Annotated in this window: 14 protein-coding genes; 10 read left to right on the top strand and 4 right to left on the bottom strand. The window is 39.6% G+C overall.

Features of this window, described 5'->3' with window-relative positions; translation table 11 throughout:
* Positions 1-11: 11 nt before the first annotated feature.
* A complete protein-coding gene (locus ADA56_RS05480; RefSeq protein ID WP_049369754.1) occupies positions 12-1,307 on the bottom strand; it encodes an NAD(P)/FAD-dependent oxidoreductase in 1,296 nt (431 codons plus the stop codon).
* Between the two features lie 158 nt (positions 1,308-1,465).
* Here ADA56_RS05480 and ADA56_RS05475 point away from each other — a divergent pair, with 158 nt between their 5' ends.
* Together ADA56_RS05475 and ADA56_RS05470 are read left to right on the top strand one after the other, a co-directional pair.
* Complete coding sequence (locus ADA56_RS05475) at positions 1,466-2,521, top strand: extracellular solute-binding protein (RefSeq protein WP_049369753.1); 1,056 nt, start codon at positions 1,466-1,468, stop codon at positions 2,519-2,521.
* A gap of 61 nt (positions 2,522-2,582) precedes the next feature.
* Positions 2,583-3,008 carry a PACE efflux transporter gene (locus tag ADA56_RS05470; RefSeq protein ID WP_049369752.1) on the top strand — a complete coding sequence of 142 codons (426 nt, stop codon included), beginning with the start codon at positions 2,583-2,585 and terminating at the stop codon, positions 3,006-3,008.
* Between the two features lie 90 nt (positions 3,009-3,098).
* Here the strand turns inward: ADA56_RS05470 and purB are convergent, their stop codons facing one another.
* Together purB and hflD are read right to left on the bottom strand one after the other, a co-directional pair.
* Positions 3,099-4,466: an adenylosuccinate lyase gene (gene purB, locus ADA56_RS05465; protein WP_049369751.1), complete on the bottom strand. Its 1,368-nt coding sequence runs from the start codon at positions 4,464-4,466 to the stop codon at positions 3,099-3,101.
* Between the two features lie 16 nt (positions 4,467-4,482).
* Positions 4,483-5,106 carry a high frequency lysogenization protein HflD gene (gene hflD / locus ADA56_RS05460; RefSeq protein ID WP_049369750.1) on the bottom strand — a complete coding sequence of 208 codons (624 nt, stop codon included), beginning with the start codon at positions 5,104-5,106 and terminating at the stop codon, positions 4,483-4,485.
* Positions 5,107-5,246: 140 nt separating this feature from the next.
* Here hflD and trpS point away from each other — a divergent pair, with 140 nt between their 5' ends.
* The 5 genes from trpS (at position 5,247) to deoD (ending at position 9,617) form a co-directional block, all read left to right on the top strand.
* Positions 5,247-6,251 (top strand): tryptophan--tRNA ligase, encoded by a 1,005-nt coding sequence (trpS, locus tag ADA56_RS05455; protein ID WP_049369749.1) that lies wholly within the window; start codon positions 5,247-5,249, stop codon positions 6,249-6,251.
* A gap of 55 nt (positions 6,252-6,306) precedes the next feature.
* A complete protein-coding gene (locus tag ADA56_RS05450; RefSeq protein WP_049369748.1) occupies positions 6,307-6,597 on the top strand; it encodes a YfcZ/YiiS family protein in 291 nt (96 codons plus the stop codon).
* A gap of 32 nt (positions 6,598-6,629) precedes the next feature.
* Positions 6,630-7,418: a 4Fe-4S cluster-binding domain-containing protein gene (locus ADA56_RS05445; protein WP_049369747.1), complete on the top strand. Its 789-nt coding sequence runs from the start codon at positions 6,630-6,632 to the stop codon at positions 7,416-7,418.
* Positions 7,419-7,524: 106 nt separating this feature from the next.
* Positions 7,525-8,772: a NupC/NupG family nucleoside CNT transporter gene (locus ADA56_RS05440; RefSeq protein WP_049369746.1), complete on the top strand. Its 1,248-nt coding sequence runs from the start codon at positions 7,525-7,527 to the stop codon at positions 8,770-8,772.
* Between the two features lie 128 nt (positions 8,773-8,900).
* Entirely contained in the window at positions 8,901-9,617 is a 717-nt protein-coding gene (gene deoD, locus ADA56_RS05435) for a purine-nucleoside phosphorylase (RefSeq protein ID WP_014064632.1), read from the top strand.
* Between the two features lie 66 nt (positions 9,618-9,683).
* Here deoD and greB read toward each other — a convergent pair whose 3' ends face one another.
* Complete coding sequence (gene greB, locus ADA56_RS05430) at positions 9,684-10,160, bottom strand: transcription elongation factor GreB (RefSeq protein WP_005697419.1); 477 nt, start codon at positions 10,158-10,160, stop codon at positions 9,684-9,686.
* A 106-nt stretch (positions 10,161-10,266) separates the two neighbouring features.
* Between greB and ADA56_RS05425 the strand changes: the two genes are divergently transcribed.
* The 3 genes from ADA56_RS05425 to ADA56_RS05415 form a co-directional block, all read left to right on the top strand.
* The gene (locus tag ADA56_RS05425; RefSeq protein WP_049369745.1) at positions 10,267-12,579 is read left to right on the top strand and encodes a Tex family protein; all 2,313 of its coding nucleotides are present in this window, start codon (positions 10,267-10,269) and stop codon (positions 12,577-12,579) included.
* Between the two features lie 102 nt (positions 12,580-12,681).
* Positions 12,682-13,065 carry a hypothetical protein gene (locus tag ADA56_RS05420; RefSeq protein ID WP_005694761.1) on the top strand — a complete coding sequence of 128 codons (384 nt, stop codon included), beginning with the start codon at positions 12,682-12,684 and terminating at the stop codon, positions 13,063-13,065.
* 142 nt (positions 13,066-13,207) lie between these two features.
* On the top strand, positions 13,208-14,136 hold a 929-nt coding region (locus tag ADA56_RS05415), incomplete at its 3' end, for an Imm49 family immunity protein (protein ID WP_049369744.1).

The raw sequence follows: 14,136 nt of genomic DNA, 5'->3' as shown, positions 1-14,136 counted from the left end.
CTTTTCTTGGATTAACGATAGCGATCGAGGAATTTGTAATATTGCACGCCGATCTTGGTGGCTAAGTTTTTGAGGCGTTTGCCACCGTAAAACGATGGGACTTTCAGTTCTTCAAAAATTCTCAAACGTTCGTCATTACCTAAAATCGCTTCTGCAATAATGCGTCCTGCAAGCCCAGTGAGTGCGACGCCATGCCCCGAGTAACCTTGTGCAAAGTAAATATGCGGTGAGATACGACCAAAATGCGGGCTTGCGTTCAGTGTCATATCAATTGGCCCTGCCCAGCCATAGTCAATTTTGACATTTTCTAACTGTGGGAAGACATGCAACATATTGCCACGCATAATTTGCACCATATCTTTTTCTGAGCTCGAGTCACTACCAAATAACAAACGGTTATCTGCACTCAAACGATAATAATCAAGCAAGATATTGTTATCGCAAACAGACATGCCGTTATTGATCACGGAGTCAGCCGTGGCTTGATCTAAAGGTTCGGTCGCAATAATAAAACTTTCTACTGGCAAAATTTTACGATTAATGCCGCGATGAATGGATTTTGGTAGCGCATCAATATAAGCGTTGGTGGCTAAAATAACATCTTGAGAAATGACCGCACTTTTATCGGTTTTGACTTCAATACAACCTGATTTTTCTACTAAATCCACAACAGGCGATTGTTCATAAATCTGCACGCCTAAATCCAAGCAAGCTTTTGCTAAGCCTAAGCAATAGTTTAATGGGTGTAAATGACCAGAATTACTATCGTATAAACCGCCCACATAAATATCACTGCCTAAATGTTGTTTCAGTTTGGCTTTATCCCAAAGTTGCATCTTGTCATAGCCAAAAGTTGCGTGGCTAGCTTTTTCCATTTCAATGAGATCGTCCATACGACGTTCATTTAAAGCCAATGTGGCATAGCCTTTTTTCCAATCACATTGAATACCATATTTAGCAATGCGTTCATCAATAATATCAATGGCTTCTAGCGACATATCCCAAAGTTTTTTCGCTTTATCAAAGCCTACTTGAGCAATATATTCATCAATGCCTTCTTCAAAACCGTTGATGGCTTGACCACCACTTCTACCAGATGCGCCGAATCCGACTCTCGCACCTTCTAGCACAATCACTTTTTTGCCTTTTTCCGCTAATTCAAGGGCAGCAGATAAGCCAAAGAAACCCGCCCCGATGACACAAATATCCGCTTCTTCTTGCTGAGTGAGAGGCGGCAGTTCAAAGGTTTGATTTCGACTATCGAGATAATAAGATTTGACGTGTTCTTGATGAGCAAATTCGAGCATAGTTGATGATTGATTAACATAAAATAGAGATGAGAGAAATCTTACCCTGATGGGAAAATATGTCAAACCTTTTGCAAAAAAGGTGCTATACTCCCCAAGTTTACATAGGTAAACGATTACTTAAGGTTTATTTTGATTGTCCTGAGGAGGTCAATAAATTGAAAAAAAATGCTGTTCAATACATTAAATCACTTTGTCTGTCTGCCGTCGCATTCGTCGCAACCTCTGTGGCATTTGCTGCTGAAAAACTTTATGTTTATAACTGGACTGACTATGTGCCATCTAATTTGGTTGCGGAATTTACTAAAGAAACCGGCATTGAAGTGATTTATTCGACATTTGAAAGTAATGAAGAAATGTATGCTAAATTAAAGCTGACCTCTAGTACCGGCAGTGGTTATGATTTAGTTTTCCCATCAAGCTATTACGTCAATAAAATGGCGAAAGAAGGCATGTTGCAAGAGCTTGATCACAGCAAATTAAGTAATTTTAAACAAATTCCAGCAAATTTATTAAACAAGGAATTTGACCCAAATAACAAATATTCTCTGCCTTACGTTTATGGCTTAACTGGTATCGGTGTGAACGCGGATGATATTGACCCAAGCAAAATTACGAGTTGGGCTGATTTTTGGAATCCAGAATACAAAGGCAAAGTGTTATTAACCAGTGATGCGCGTGAAGTGTTCCACATTGCATTACTTTTAGATGGTAAATCACCGAACACTAAGAATGAAGAAGACATTAAAGCCGCTTATGAGCGCTTACTGAAATTGTTACCAAATGTAGTGACCTTTAACTCTGATTCGCCAGAAGTGCCGTTTGTTCAAGGTGAAGCTTCTATCGGTATGTTATGGAATGGTTCAGCTTATTTAGCACACAAAGAAAATCCAAGTATCCAATTTGTGTATCCAAAAGAAGGCGCAATTTTCTGGATGGATAACTACGCGATTCCAAAAGGTGCGAAAAATACAGAGGGCGCTTATAAATTTATCGACTTCTTACTTCGCCCTGAAAATGCGAAATTAGTGGTTGAAAAAATGGGCTTCTCAATGCCAAATGAAGGCGTGAAAGCGTTACTTTCACCTGAAATGGCGAATAACCCAACCTTGTTCCCATCTGCTGAAAACATTGAAAAAGGCATTATGCAAGGCGATGTGGGCGAAGCAGTGGACATTTACGAAAAATATTGGAATAAATTAAAAACCAATTAATCAAATATTGATGAAAAGTGCGGTGAATTTGACCGCACTTTTGCTTTGTAAAGGATGACAAATGAGTTTTCTTGAGCGGCTTTTTCATGCAATCTTGTTTGAAACCACGGTTGTGTTGCTTTCTGTTTTCGCTTTGTATTTCTTTACAGAAGAAAGTGTTTCTATTCTCTTTGGGTCCATGGTACTGGTTTCCTTAACCGCCATGCTATGGAACCTCGTTTTTAATTATTTTATTGATAAAGTCTTTACGGGGCCGCGAGAAAAGCGAGGTGTCATATTTCGTACTTTACATGCCATTTCATTTGAGGGCGGTTTACTTATTTTCACCGTGCCGATCATTGCTTACTTTTTAAAAGTGGATTGGATTACAGCTTTTATGATGGATTTCAGCTTAACGGTGATGGTAACCGTTTATACCTTTATTTTTAATTGGGTATATGATCACGCGCGATTGCTGTTTATTAAGCGTGAAGGATGCAATAGCTAAGAGAAGAAATAAAAAAAGTGCGGTCAAAATTTAAAATGTTTTTGACCGCACTTTGATTTTTTAGGGCATTAAAAGCAGCCCTTTTCTTTATTAAAGTTTTTCCACTAACTCAATGGCTGCACCAATATAGGTTGCAGGAGTGAGTTGTTGTAAACGTGCTTTTTCATCGGCTGGGATATCTAGTTTTTCGATGAATTCACGCATTGCTTTTTCATCAACACGTTTACCACGTGTAAGCTCTTTTAATTTTTCGTATGGTTTTTCAATACCATAGCGACGCATCACGGTTTGAATTGGCTCAGCTAAAACTTCCCAGTTTTGGTTGAGTTCATCACGGAGATGTTGTTCATTCACTTCTAATTTGCTGATACCTTTACGCGTTGCGGCATACGCAATTAAGCAATAACCTAAACCCACACCTAAGTTACGTAATACAGTGGAGTCCGTTAAGTCACGTTGCCAGCGAGAAATTGGTAATTTTTGACCTAGGTGAGTCATCACGGCATTGGCTAAACCTAAGTTACCTTCTGAGTTTTCGAAGTCGATAGGATTTACTTTATGTGGCATGGTAGATGAACCAATTTCACCCGCGATAGTGCGTTGTTTAAAGTGATTTAACGCAATGTAGCCCCATAAGTCACGGTCGAAGTCGATGATGATGGTATTAAAACGTACCACGGCATCAAAGTATTCAGCAATGTAATCGTGAGGTTCAATTTGCGTGGTGTATGGGTTCCAATCTAAACCTAATGAGGTGACAAATTCTTCACTGAATTTATGCCAATTGATATTTGGATAAGCGGATAAATGCGCATTGTAGTTACCCACAGCACCGTTGATTTTACCTAAGATTTCATTTTGTTGAAGTTGTTTGAATTGGCGTTTTAAACGGTAAACCACGTTCGCCATTTCTTTACCCACAGTACTAGGTGAGGCAGGTTGGCCGTGTGTACGAGAAAGTAATGGGATGGTTTTGTATTCGTTCGCTAGACGGGTGATTTCATCAATCAGTTTTTGCCATTCCGGTAAGATTACTTCTTCACGTGCTGTTTTTAACATTAAGGCGTGAGAAAGGTTATTAATATCTTCCGAGGTACAAGCAAAGTGGATAAATTCAGAGACTTTGGCTAATTCTGGTAAAGCTTCACTTTTTTCTTTTAAGAAATACTCAACTGCTTTTACGTCGTGATTCGTGGTGCGCTCAATTTCTTTGATACGTTCAGCATCTTGAAGACTGAATTTTTCCACAATTTTATTAAGGTAATCGTTTGCTTCTTTGGACAAAGAAGAAACTTCTTGGATTTCAGCGGTCGCCGCCAATTTTTGTAACCAACGTACTTCCACGGTGACACGGAATTTGAGCAAGCCAAATTCACTGAAAATACCACGCAATGCAGTGGCTTTATCTTGATAACGACCGTCAATCGGGGAAAGAGCGGTTAATGCGGAAAGTTGCATAAGAGTTCTCCAAGGATTAATTTAAAGTTAAGTAGAGTTGTCGTGCCGCTTGCACTAATTTTTTACGATGAAATAACAGCTGCCATTTGCTGCCGCCGACTTGACGCCACAAGACGGCAGAACGAATGCCGGCAAGTAAACACGCGCGAATTTTGTCTTGCACGTTTTGTTGCTGCAAATGATATGCCGAACCAATAATGTGGATGCGTTTGCCTAAAGGGCTAATCGTATCGACATAAATGTTTGCCATGATAGAAAACATCTCATCATCAAATTGATTGTCGTGATAAGCAAGTTGTTCCGGTAAACGGGCAATACGGCGGCCAAGTTCTTGTTTGATTTCAGGTTGTTTGTTTAATTTGCTCTCTAACGCTAACAAACTACCCCAATAATTTAATAAATTTTTGTCATTCAATTGGGTGAGTTGCTCGATAAGTGTGTTTAATCCCATTTTAAGATGTTGAATATCACCGCCAAATACGGCTAATGTATCTTCGGGTTGAGTAATGAGAAGAGAATGAATGGTGGTTTGGAATGCATCTTGGTTATCAACTTCGCCTTTTTGTGCTAATTGACTGATTAATAAGACTGATTGACAAACACCGGCAAGAGCCAGAGCCATATCATTATAATTTTTCATTGGGATTATAAATTGTGAGCTGCAGAAATTTTTGGCGTAATATAGCATTTTTACACATTGTTTTGAACTCAATCATTAAAAAACGCCCTATCTTTTGTTATCATAGCGCCAATTCAGTTTACAGAATAAAAGGATAACCAATGACAAAACCAATTGTATTCAGTGGCGTGCAGCCTTCCGGCGAATTAACTATCGGGAATTATTTAGGTGCACTTCGCAACTGGGTGAAAATGCAAGAAGATTATGAGTGTATTTTCTGTGTGGTGGATTTACATGCCATCACGGTACGTCAAGACCCTGTAGCACTTCGCAAAGCGACCCTTGATGTGCTCGCCCTTTACTTGGCTTGTGGCATTGATCCGAATAAAAGCACGATCTTTGTGCAATCTCATGTACCAGAGCATACTCAACTAAGCTGGGTGTTAAACTGTTACACCTATTTTGGTGAAATGAGCCGTATGACTCAATTTAAAGATAAATCAGCACGTTATGCTGAAAATATTAACGTGGGTTTATTTGATTATCCGGTTTTAATGGCAGCAGATATCTTACTTTACCAAGCGAAAAGCGTGCCGGTAGGGGATGACCAAAAACAACATTTAGAAATCACCCGTGATATTGCCACTCGTTTTAATGCGCTTTATGGTGATATTTTCACGATTCCTGAAATTTTCTTAGGCAAAGCAGGTGCGCGTATTATGTCTTTGCAAGATCCTGATAAAAAAATGTCTAAATCAGATGATAACCGCAATAACGTGGTGACCTTGCTTGAAGATCCTAAATCGGTAGCGAAAAAAATCAAACGCGCGGTGACAGACTCTGATGAACCACCTGTTGTACGTTATGATGTGAAAAACAAAGCGGGGGTGTCTAACTTATTAGATATTCTTTCTGCGGTAACGGATAAATCTGTGGCAGACCTTGAAAAAGAATTTGAAGGTAAAATGTACGGTCACTTAAAAACAGCGGTGGCTGACGAAGTGTCAAACTTACTTGCAGGTTTACAAGAACGTTTCTATCAATATCGTAATGATGAAGCACTTTTAGACGAGATTTTACGTCAAGGTGCAGAAAAAGCCCGCGCAAGAGCGAAAGAAACCCTTGCCAAAGTGTACGAAGCCGTCGGCTTTGTTGCTGCAAAATAATTTTAAACTTAATAAGCCGTGTTATATCACGGCTTTTTTAGATAAGGAGAAAAAGATGGCCATTCAAACTGAAAAACCAATTGAATGCGTAGGCTGTAATACTTTCGATATGAAATCATTGTTTGATAACAGTGATTGTAGTTTACCTATCGAACAGTTTTACGCGACTCGTCAAGATGCAGAAGGCGCATTGGAATATTTCACATTAAAAGCACGTGATGTAGAAAGTGAACCTTGCCAAATTCAGTCTGAAATTCAACAGGTTGAAGAGGGATATGTACTTAAAGCGGTTTTCACATTCTGCTGCCAAGCGGAATTAGTGATTTTCCAAATGAAACTTTCGTAAGTAATGACTTACTCTAGAAAACCGCGTTTTTTGTGACCGCACTTTCTGATATTTATGTTCCCCTGCATCGTATTATTCCTTTTTCTAATGTAGAAGGGCAGGGGAATCGTACCAGTATTTTCTTACAAGGTTGTAAGTTAAACTGCCTTTATTGCCATAATCCAGAAACCATTCCTCGTTATGCAGAAGGCGCTCATCAAGTCAGCCTGCAGTATTTGTATGAGCAAGTGATGGATGCGGTACCTTTTATTCGTGGTGTAACGGTTTCCGGCGGGGAACCCACCATTCATCATAAAAAACTTGTTCCATTGTTCCAAAAGCTACGTGAGGAAGGGCTAACTTGCTATTTAGATAGCAGTGGTTTCTTTGAATTTGACGCAATTCGTCCTTTAATTGATGTTACAGACAAATTTCTCTTTGATTTGAAAGGAGAAGGACTTGGCTTACAGAGTTTGTGCTTTGATAGACAAAATCGCCAAGGCATTGTCCCGAAAAATATCATCCCCACTCATCAACATATCAAGCAAGAAAACTTAGATCGCAATTTGAAGAACTTGGCGCAATTATTACCATTAAATAAAGTGGAAGAAGTGCGGTTAGTTTATGTGGCGAATTTTTTTGATGCAGAACAGTTGGTGGAAAAAGTCGCGTCCTTATTGAAAGATTATCCGGATGTGTTGTTCAAAATTATTCGAATGCACACAAAAGGTGCACGAGACGCCGAAAGGCTAACCCCTTATGTCCCAACCGTTGAACAGACCCAAACACTTGAAAACTATGCGAAATCTTGTGGTCTGACCAAAATTGTGACCATTTTATAAGCAAACATGCCGAAAAATAGTAAAAATATTCCGACTTTTTACCGAAAAACAAGTAGAATAGGACAATTTTATTCACTTACTTATCTAACCAACCTAGGGGAAAAAAATGGGTATTTTAGGTAGCGTTTTAGGCATTGTAGTATTACTGATCATTGCCGTATTATTTTCAAATAATCGTAAGGCGATTAATTTACGTACTGTATTAGGGGCTTTGGCGATCCAAATCGGATTTGCGGCCCTTATTTTGTATGTGCCGTTTGGTCGTGATGCATTACAAGCGACAGCAAATGGTGTATCCAATGTTATCGCCTATGGTAATGAAGGGATTAACTTCGTCTTTGGTGGCTTAGCAGATCCTTCAAATGCCGGCTTTATCTTTGCGGTGAAAGTGTTACCAATCATCGTCTTTTTCTCTGGTTTAATTTCAGTGCTTTACTACTTAGGCATCATGCAAGTGGTCATCAAAGTGATCGGTGGTGCATTGCAAGCTGCGTTAGGTACATCTAAAGCAGAATCAATGTCTGCAGCAGCGAATATCTTCGTTGGTCAAACTGAAGCACCTTTAGTAGTTCGTCCTTACATTAAAAATATGACCCAATCTGAATTGTTCGCTATTATGGCGGGTGGTACTGCTTCTATCGCGGGCTCAGTAATGGCGGGTTATGCAGGAATGGGGGTGCCGTTGACTTACTTAATCGCAGCATCTTTCATGGCTGCACCAGCAGGTTTATTATTTGCGAAAATTTTATTCCCACAAACTGAACAATTTAACGATAAACAACCTGAAACGGATGATAGCGAAAAACCAACCAACGTGCTTGAAGCAATGGCAGGTGGTGCGAGTGCAGGTATGCAATTAGCGTTAAACGTCGGTGCGATGTTAATCGCATTCGTGGGTTTAATCGCTTTAGTTAACGGTATTTTAGGTGGTGTAGGCGGCTGGTTCGGTTACGGTGATTTAACATTACAATCAATCTTTGGTTGGATCTTCAAACCATTAGCGTACTTAATTGGTGTATCTTGGGATGAATCTGCAATCGCCGGTCAAATGATTGGTATGAAATTAGCTGTTAACGAATTCGTGGGTTACTTAGAGTTCGCGAAATACTTACAACCAGATACAGCAGTTGTATTAAGTGAAAAAACTAAAGCCATCATTACTTTCGCATTATGTGGTTTCGCTAACTTCAGCTCTATCGCAATCTTAATCGGCGGTATCGGTGGTATGGCACCAAATCGTCGTGGTGATGTGGCTCGCTTAGGTTTAAAAGCAGTTGTAGCGGGTACATTAGCTAACTTAATGAGTGCGACTATCGCAGGTTTATTCATCGAGTTAAGCGGCGTAGCAATGTAATTAAAATGTGGTGAATTCTGACCGCACTTTATCTCTCAACACCACGAATCATTCGTGGTGTTGTACTTTAAAGCAGGCGAAAACGTTTGCTTAAATGACTTTTTATTTATCAACAAGAGGAAAAAACAATGACTCCACATATTAACGCTCCTGAAGGCGCATTTGCAGATGTTGTATTAATGCCAGGCGATCCGCTTCGTGCAAAATATATTGCTGAAACATTCTTAGAAGATGCGAAAGAAGTGACTAACGTTCGCAATATGTTGGGTTACACCGGTACTTATAAAGGTCGTCGTATCTCTGTTATGGGTCACGGTATGGGTATCCCATCTTGCTCAATTTATGCGAAAGAATTAATTACTGAATACGGCGTGAAAAAAATCATCCGTGTTGGTTCTTGTGGTGCCGTACGTATGGACGTTAAAGTACGTGATGTTATTATCGGCCTTGGTGCATGTACCGATTCAAAAGTAAACCGTATCCGTTTCAAAGATAACGATTTTGCTGCAATTGCTGATTTTGATATGGCACAAGCCGCGGTTCAAGCAGCGAAAGAAAAAGGTAAGCCTGTTCGCGTAGGGAATCTTTTCTCTGCAGACCTCTTCTACACGCCAGATTTTGAAATGTTTGATGTGATGGAAAAATACGGCATCTTAGGCGTAGAAATGGAAGCAGCGGGTATCTATGGCGTAGCAGCAGAATATGGTGCAAAAGCACTTTGTATCTGTACCGTTTCAGACCATATTCGTACACACGAACAAACTACAGCAGAAGAACGTCAATTAACCTTCAATGATATGATTGAAATTGCGTTAGAGTCTGTATTAATTGGTGATAAAGCATAATTTATCTGATTGATAGAATAAAAAAGAGCGGTCAATTTTGACCGCTCTTTTGTTTTTTCTACTTCGCTATTTTTCATACCAAATTCGGTTCACATAAAGCACCACTTTGCCCGAGGGGGTTTCCACATGAATTTCATCATCAACACCTTTTCCGATTAAGGCACGAGCGACGGGAGAATCAATGGAGATCCAGTTTTTAGCGGGATCGAATTCATCGCAGCCAACAAGACGATATTGCTTCACTTCACCTTCTTCATCTTCTAGCTCAACCCAGGCACCGAAAAACACTTTGCCTTCTTGTTTCGGGTGGTAATCCACGATTTGTAACACTTCTAATCGTTTGGAAAGAAAACGCACGCGGCGATCAATTTCACGTAAGCGACGTTTGCCATAAATATATTCTGCGTTTTCACTGCGGTCACCAAGCGCGGCGGCATCTGAAACCGCTTGGGTAACTTTTGGTCGTTCTTCTTTCCACAAAAATTTAAGTTCTTGGTCAAGGGCAAGCCAGCCTTGACGGGTAATGTAATTTGATTTTGCCATGATAAAAATAAAAGAAATTTTTTTGAATTATATTTGAGCCTGTTGTCTAAAACCAGTATTCTATTCCCGTTTTTATCGAATCCTTTAATAACAAAGAAGTATGACAATGTTAAATCAACAAATTAGCCAAATTATTGCGGCAGAATTAACCGTTCAACCTCAACAAATCCTCGCCGCCATTCAATTATTAGATGATGGTAATACCATTCCATTTATCGCCCGTTATCGTAAAGAAGCCACAGGTGGCTTAGATGACACTAAACTTCGTCATTTTGAAACCCGTTTAATTTATTTACGTGAATTAGAAGATCGTCGTCAAACTATTTTGAAATCCATTGAAGAGCAAGGGAAATTGACCGATGAATTGCGTGACAAAATCCATGCAACACAAAGCAAAACCGAATTAGAAGATTTGTATTTACCATACAAACCGAAACGTCGCACCAAAGGGCAAATTGCGATTGAAGCTGGTCTTGAGCCATTGGCTGATTTACTTTGGAATGAGCCAAAAAATGACCCTGAAACGGCGGCAGCGGAATTTGTGAATGCTGATAAAGGCGTGACAGACACCAAAGTCGCGCTTGATGGTGCACGCTATATTTTAATGGAGCGTTTTGCTGAGGATGCGGGTTTATTAGCGAAAGTCCGTGATTATTTAGCGAAAAATGCCGTTATAGTATCTAAAGTGATCGAAGGCAAAGAAACGGAAGGGGCAAAATTCCAAGATTATTTTGACCACCAAGAATTATTAAAAAATGTGCCTTCTCACCGTGCATTAGCCATGTTCCGTGGACGTAATGAGGGTATTTTACAATTAAGCTTAAATGCTGATCCTGATGCGGAAGAGGGAAGTCGCCAAAGTTATTGTGAAGAGATTATTCGTGATTATTTAGATGTACGTTTCACGGGGCTGCCTGCAGATAAATGGCGCGAGCAAGTGATTGCCTGGACATGGAAAATCAAAGTTTCGTTGCATTTAGAAACGGAATTAATGGCAAGTTTACGTGAAAAAGCGGAAGAAGAAGCCATTGATGTTTTCGCCCGAAATCTGACCGCACTTTTAATGGTGGCACCAGCTGGGGCGAAAAACACTATGGGCTTGGACCCGGGCTTGCGTACGGGAGTTAAAGTCGCGGTGGTGGATAACACAGGTAAATTATTAGATACCACCACCATTTATCCACACACGGGGCGTGAAGCCGAAGCACAAGTGGCGATTTTCAGTTTGATCCGCAAACATAACGTAGAATTAATTGCCATTGGTAACGGTACGGCTTCTCGTGAAACTGAACGTTTTGCGAAAGAAGTGATTAAAGAAATCAAAGAAAATAAACCACAAACCGTTGTGGTGAGCGAAGCTGGCGCATCGGTTTATTCCGCCTCTGAATTTGCGGCAAATGAATTTCCGAATTTAGATGTATCTTTACGTGGTGCGGTGTCTATTGCTCGTCGTTTACAAGATCCATTGGCGGAGCTAGTGAAAATCGAACCGAAAGCCATTGGTGTTGGGCAATATCAGCATGATGTAAACCAAACCCAACTTGCGCGTAAACTCGATGCGGTGGTGGAAGACTGTGTAAACGCAGTAGGTGTGGATTTGAATACGGCATCCGCACCGTTACTTGCTCGCGTGGCGGGGATGACAAAAACCTTAGCGCAAAACATTGTGGAATATCGTGATGAAAATGGGCGTTTTGAAAGCCGTAGCGAATTGAAAAAAGTGCCGCGTTTAGGGCCAAAAGCCTTTGAGCAATGTGCAGGCTTTATGCGTATTGCAGGCGGGAAAAATCCACTTGATGCTTCAGGTGTCCACCCAGAAGCTTATCCTGTGGTCGAAAAAATCTTGCAAGCGACAGCACAATCTATCCAAGATTTAATGGGTAATGCCGGTGTGGTGCGCCAACTTGATGCTAAACAATTCATTGATGAGCAATTTGGTTTACCAACCGTCCAAGATATTTTCAAAGAATTGGAAAAACCAGGGCGCGATCCGCGTGGTGAGTTTAAAACTGCTGTATTCGCAGAAGGCGTGGAAGAAATTACCGATTTAAAACCAGGTATGATTTTAGAAGGTACCGTCACCAATGTGACTAATTTCGGCGCATTTGTGGATATTGGTGTTCACCAAGACGGTTTAGTACACATTTCATCATTAAGCGATAAATTCGTAGAAGATCCACATCAAGTGGTGAAAACGGGCGATATCGTAAAAGTGAAAGTCTTGGAAGTGGATGTGCCACGTAAACGTATTGCGTTGACGATGCGATTAGATGAAAGTGCGGTTAAAAATGACGGCAAATCTGACCGCACTTTAAGCGCAAAACCAAGAAGTAATGCACCTCGCCAAGATCGTCATCCTAGAGGAAATAGTGCGATGGGGAATGCCTTTGCCGATGCGTTGAAAAATTGGAAAAAATAATTTCGTCATTTAGATGAACATTGTGGCCAAATAGGCGTACAATGAAGGGGATCTGGTCAATCATCCAATCCCCTTTTTTATTTCAACGAAAGGAATATTCTTATGGAAAAAGGTATTCTTGGGCCGCATGAAGGCAAGGAGCTGGAATTAATGTTAAGGGGCGAAAAGCAAGTGGCATTATTCAATCAGGAGCTCGGTATTCCTGACGCCTTTCTCCCTTATCTTGAGCTAGGAATGCTTCATTCAAAAACGGTGCAACGTCATGTAAATGATGTTTGCTTAACTGATTTTATTGTCTATTTACCTCAATCTCTTGCACTCGCTGAACAAATGGAAGTGCTACTTCCAGCAAGCACTGTGAATGGTTTTGATCCAAAAGTGGAACGTGAAATCGGCCGAATTCTTGGCTACCGAGAAAAAGACATCGAATACTATATTCAGCATTTTCAAGATAATTTAGAGAAGTATCGGCAGCAGTATAGCTAATTGATAAAATAAAAGTGCGGTTGGTTTTTAAGTAAGATAGGCGTATATAGATTTGAAAATCCACATATGTTTTTATATTTTTATTTATGCGTGTGGACCTGTTGTTCCTTCTGCATTAGCTATAAAAATTAAGTAGGTTTTGATGGAAAAATATAAAGTTTTTTTAGGTAGTGATCTTGCAAAGACTTACAGTGATGCAAAGAAATTCACTTTGGATAGGGTTGAAGAATATGTAGAATTTGACAATAAAAAATTGAAACTAGTATTGAGTCATATAGAAGAATTCAATGGAAATGTATTTTCATTGATATTTTGGATGAAAGATTATCATGTAGCATTAGCCTCTAAGCATTTATTAGAAAATGATATTTCAGGATTTAAAGAAAATGCTTCTATTGCAGGTTTCTTAGGTATTTTATCTAAGTATGATTTTCAATGGGCGTACAACGGAATTAATACAAATTTCTTTTTTATGAGTTTGCTTTCAGATAATCAAAAGTTGATTGATTATTTAATTAAACATCGTGATGAAATTGTGGATATTTCAGTCCCTTATAAACGAACTGATATCAGACCTTTTTTTAATGCGAACACTTTATTGGCGTTAAGTGGCGATTGGCAATTATTAAAAGAGCGCGCACTCACGTTCTTAAATGATGAGAAAAAAGCCCGTAGCGATTTAAAGCGCATTCCCGATCATGAATTTTATGTGGCACTAGCAGATAAAAATATAAAAGGAATGCAAGAAGCTTTAGATAAATTACTCGAACTTAAGCTTGCTAAACGAGCAGCAAAAGGAACACTTTTACATTTTGATTTTTACTTGCAACCGCAAGTTTTAATGTATGCCAAAATCGCAGCAATCCACGGTTTTGATTTGGGTATTGATAGTCCTATAGCACCCAAAGAATTGATTGATATAAATCCATTAGCGGAATATAAAATTCCTTATGATTTTATGAAATCATTTGATTTTGATGCGCCCCATCAAGTTTGGGTAAATTATGTCAAACAAAGAATGGAAGAAGCGAAGCAAAAGAAAGTTGAAAATAAAAAAGGATTTTGGGCTTC

It is taken from the genome of Parahaemophilus parainfluenzae, from assembly GCF_001055095.1.
Taxonomy (GTDB): Bacteria; Pseudomonadota; Gammaproteobacteria; order Enterobacterales; family Pasteurellaceae; genus Haemophilus_D; species Haemophilus_D parainfluenzae_Z.
The sequence above is the reverse complement of the archived record's forward strand: the minus strand, read 5'-3'. Positions and strand labels throughout refer to the sequence as shown.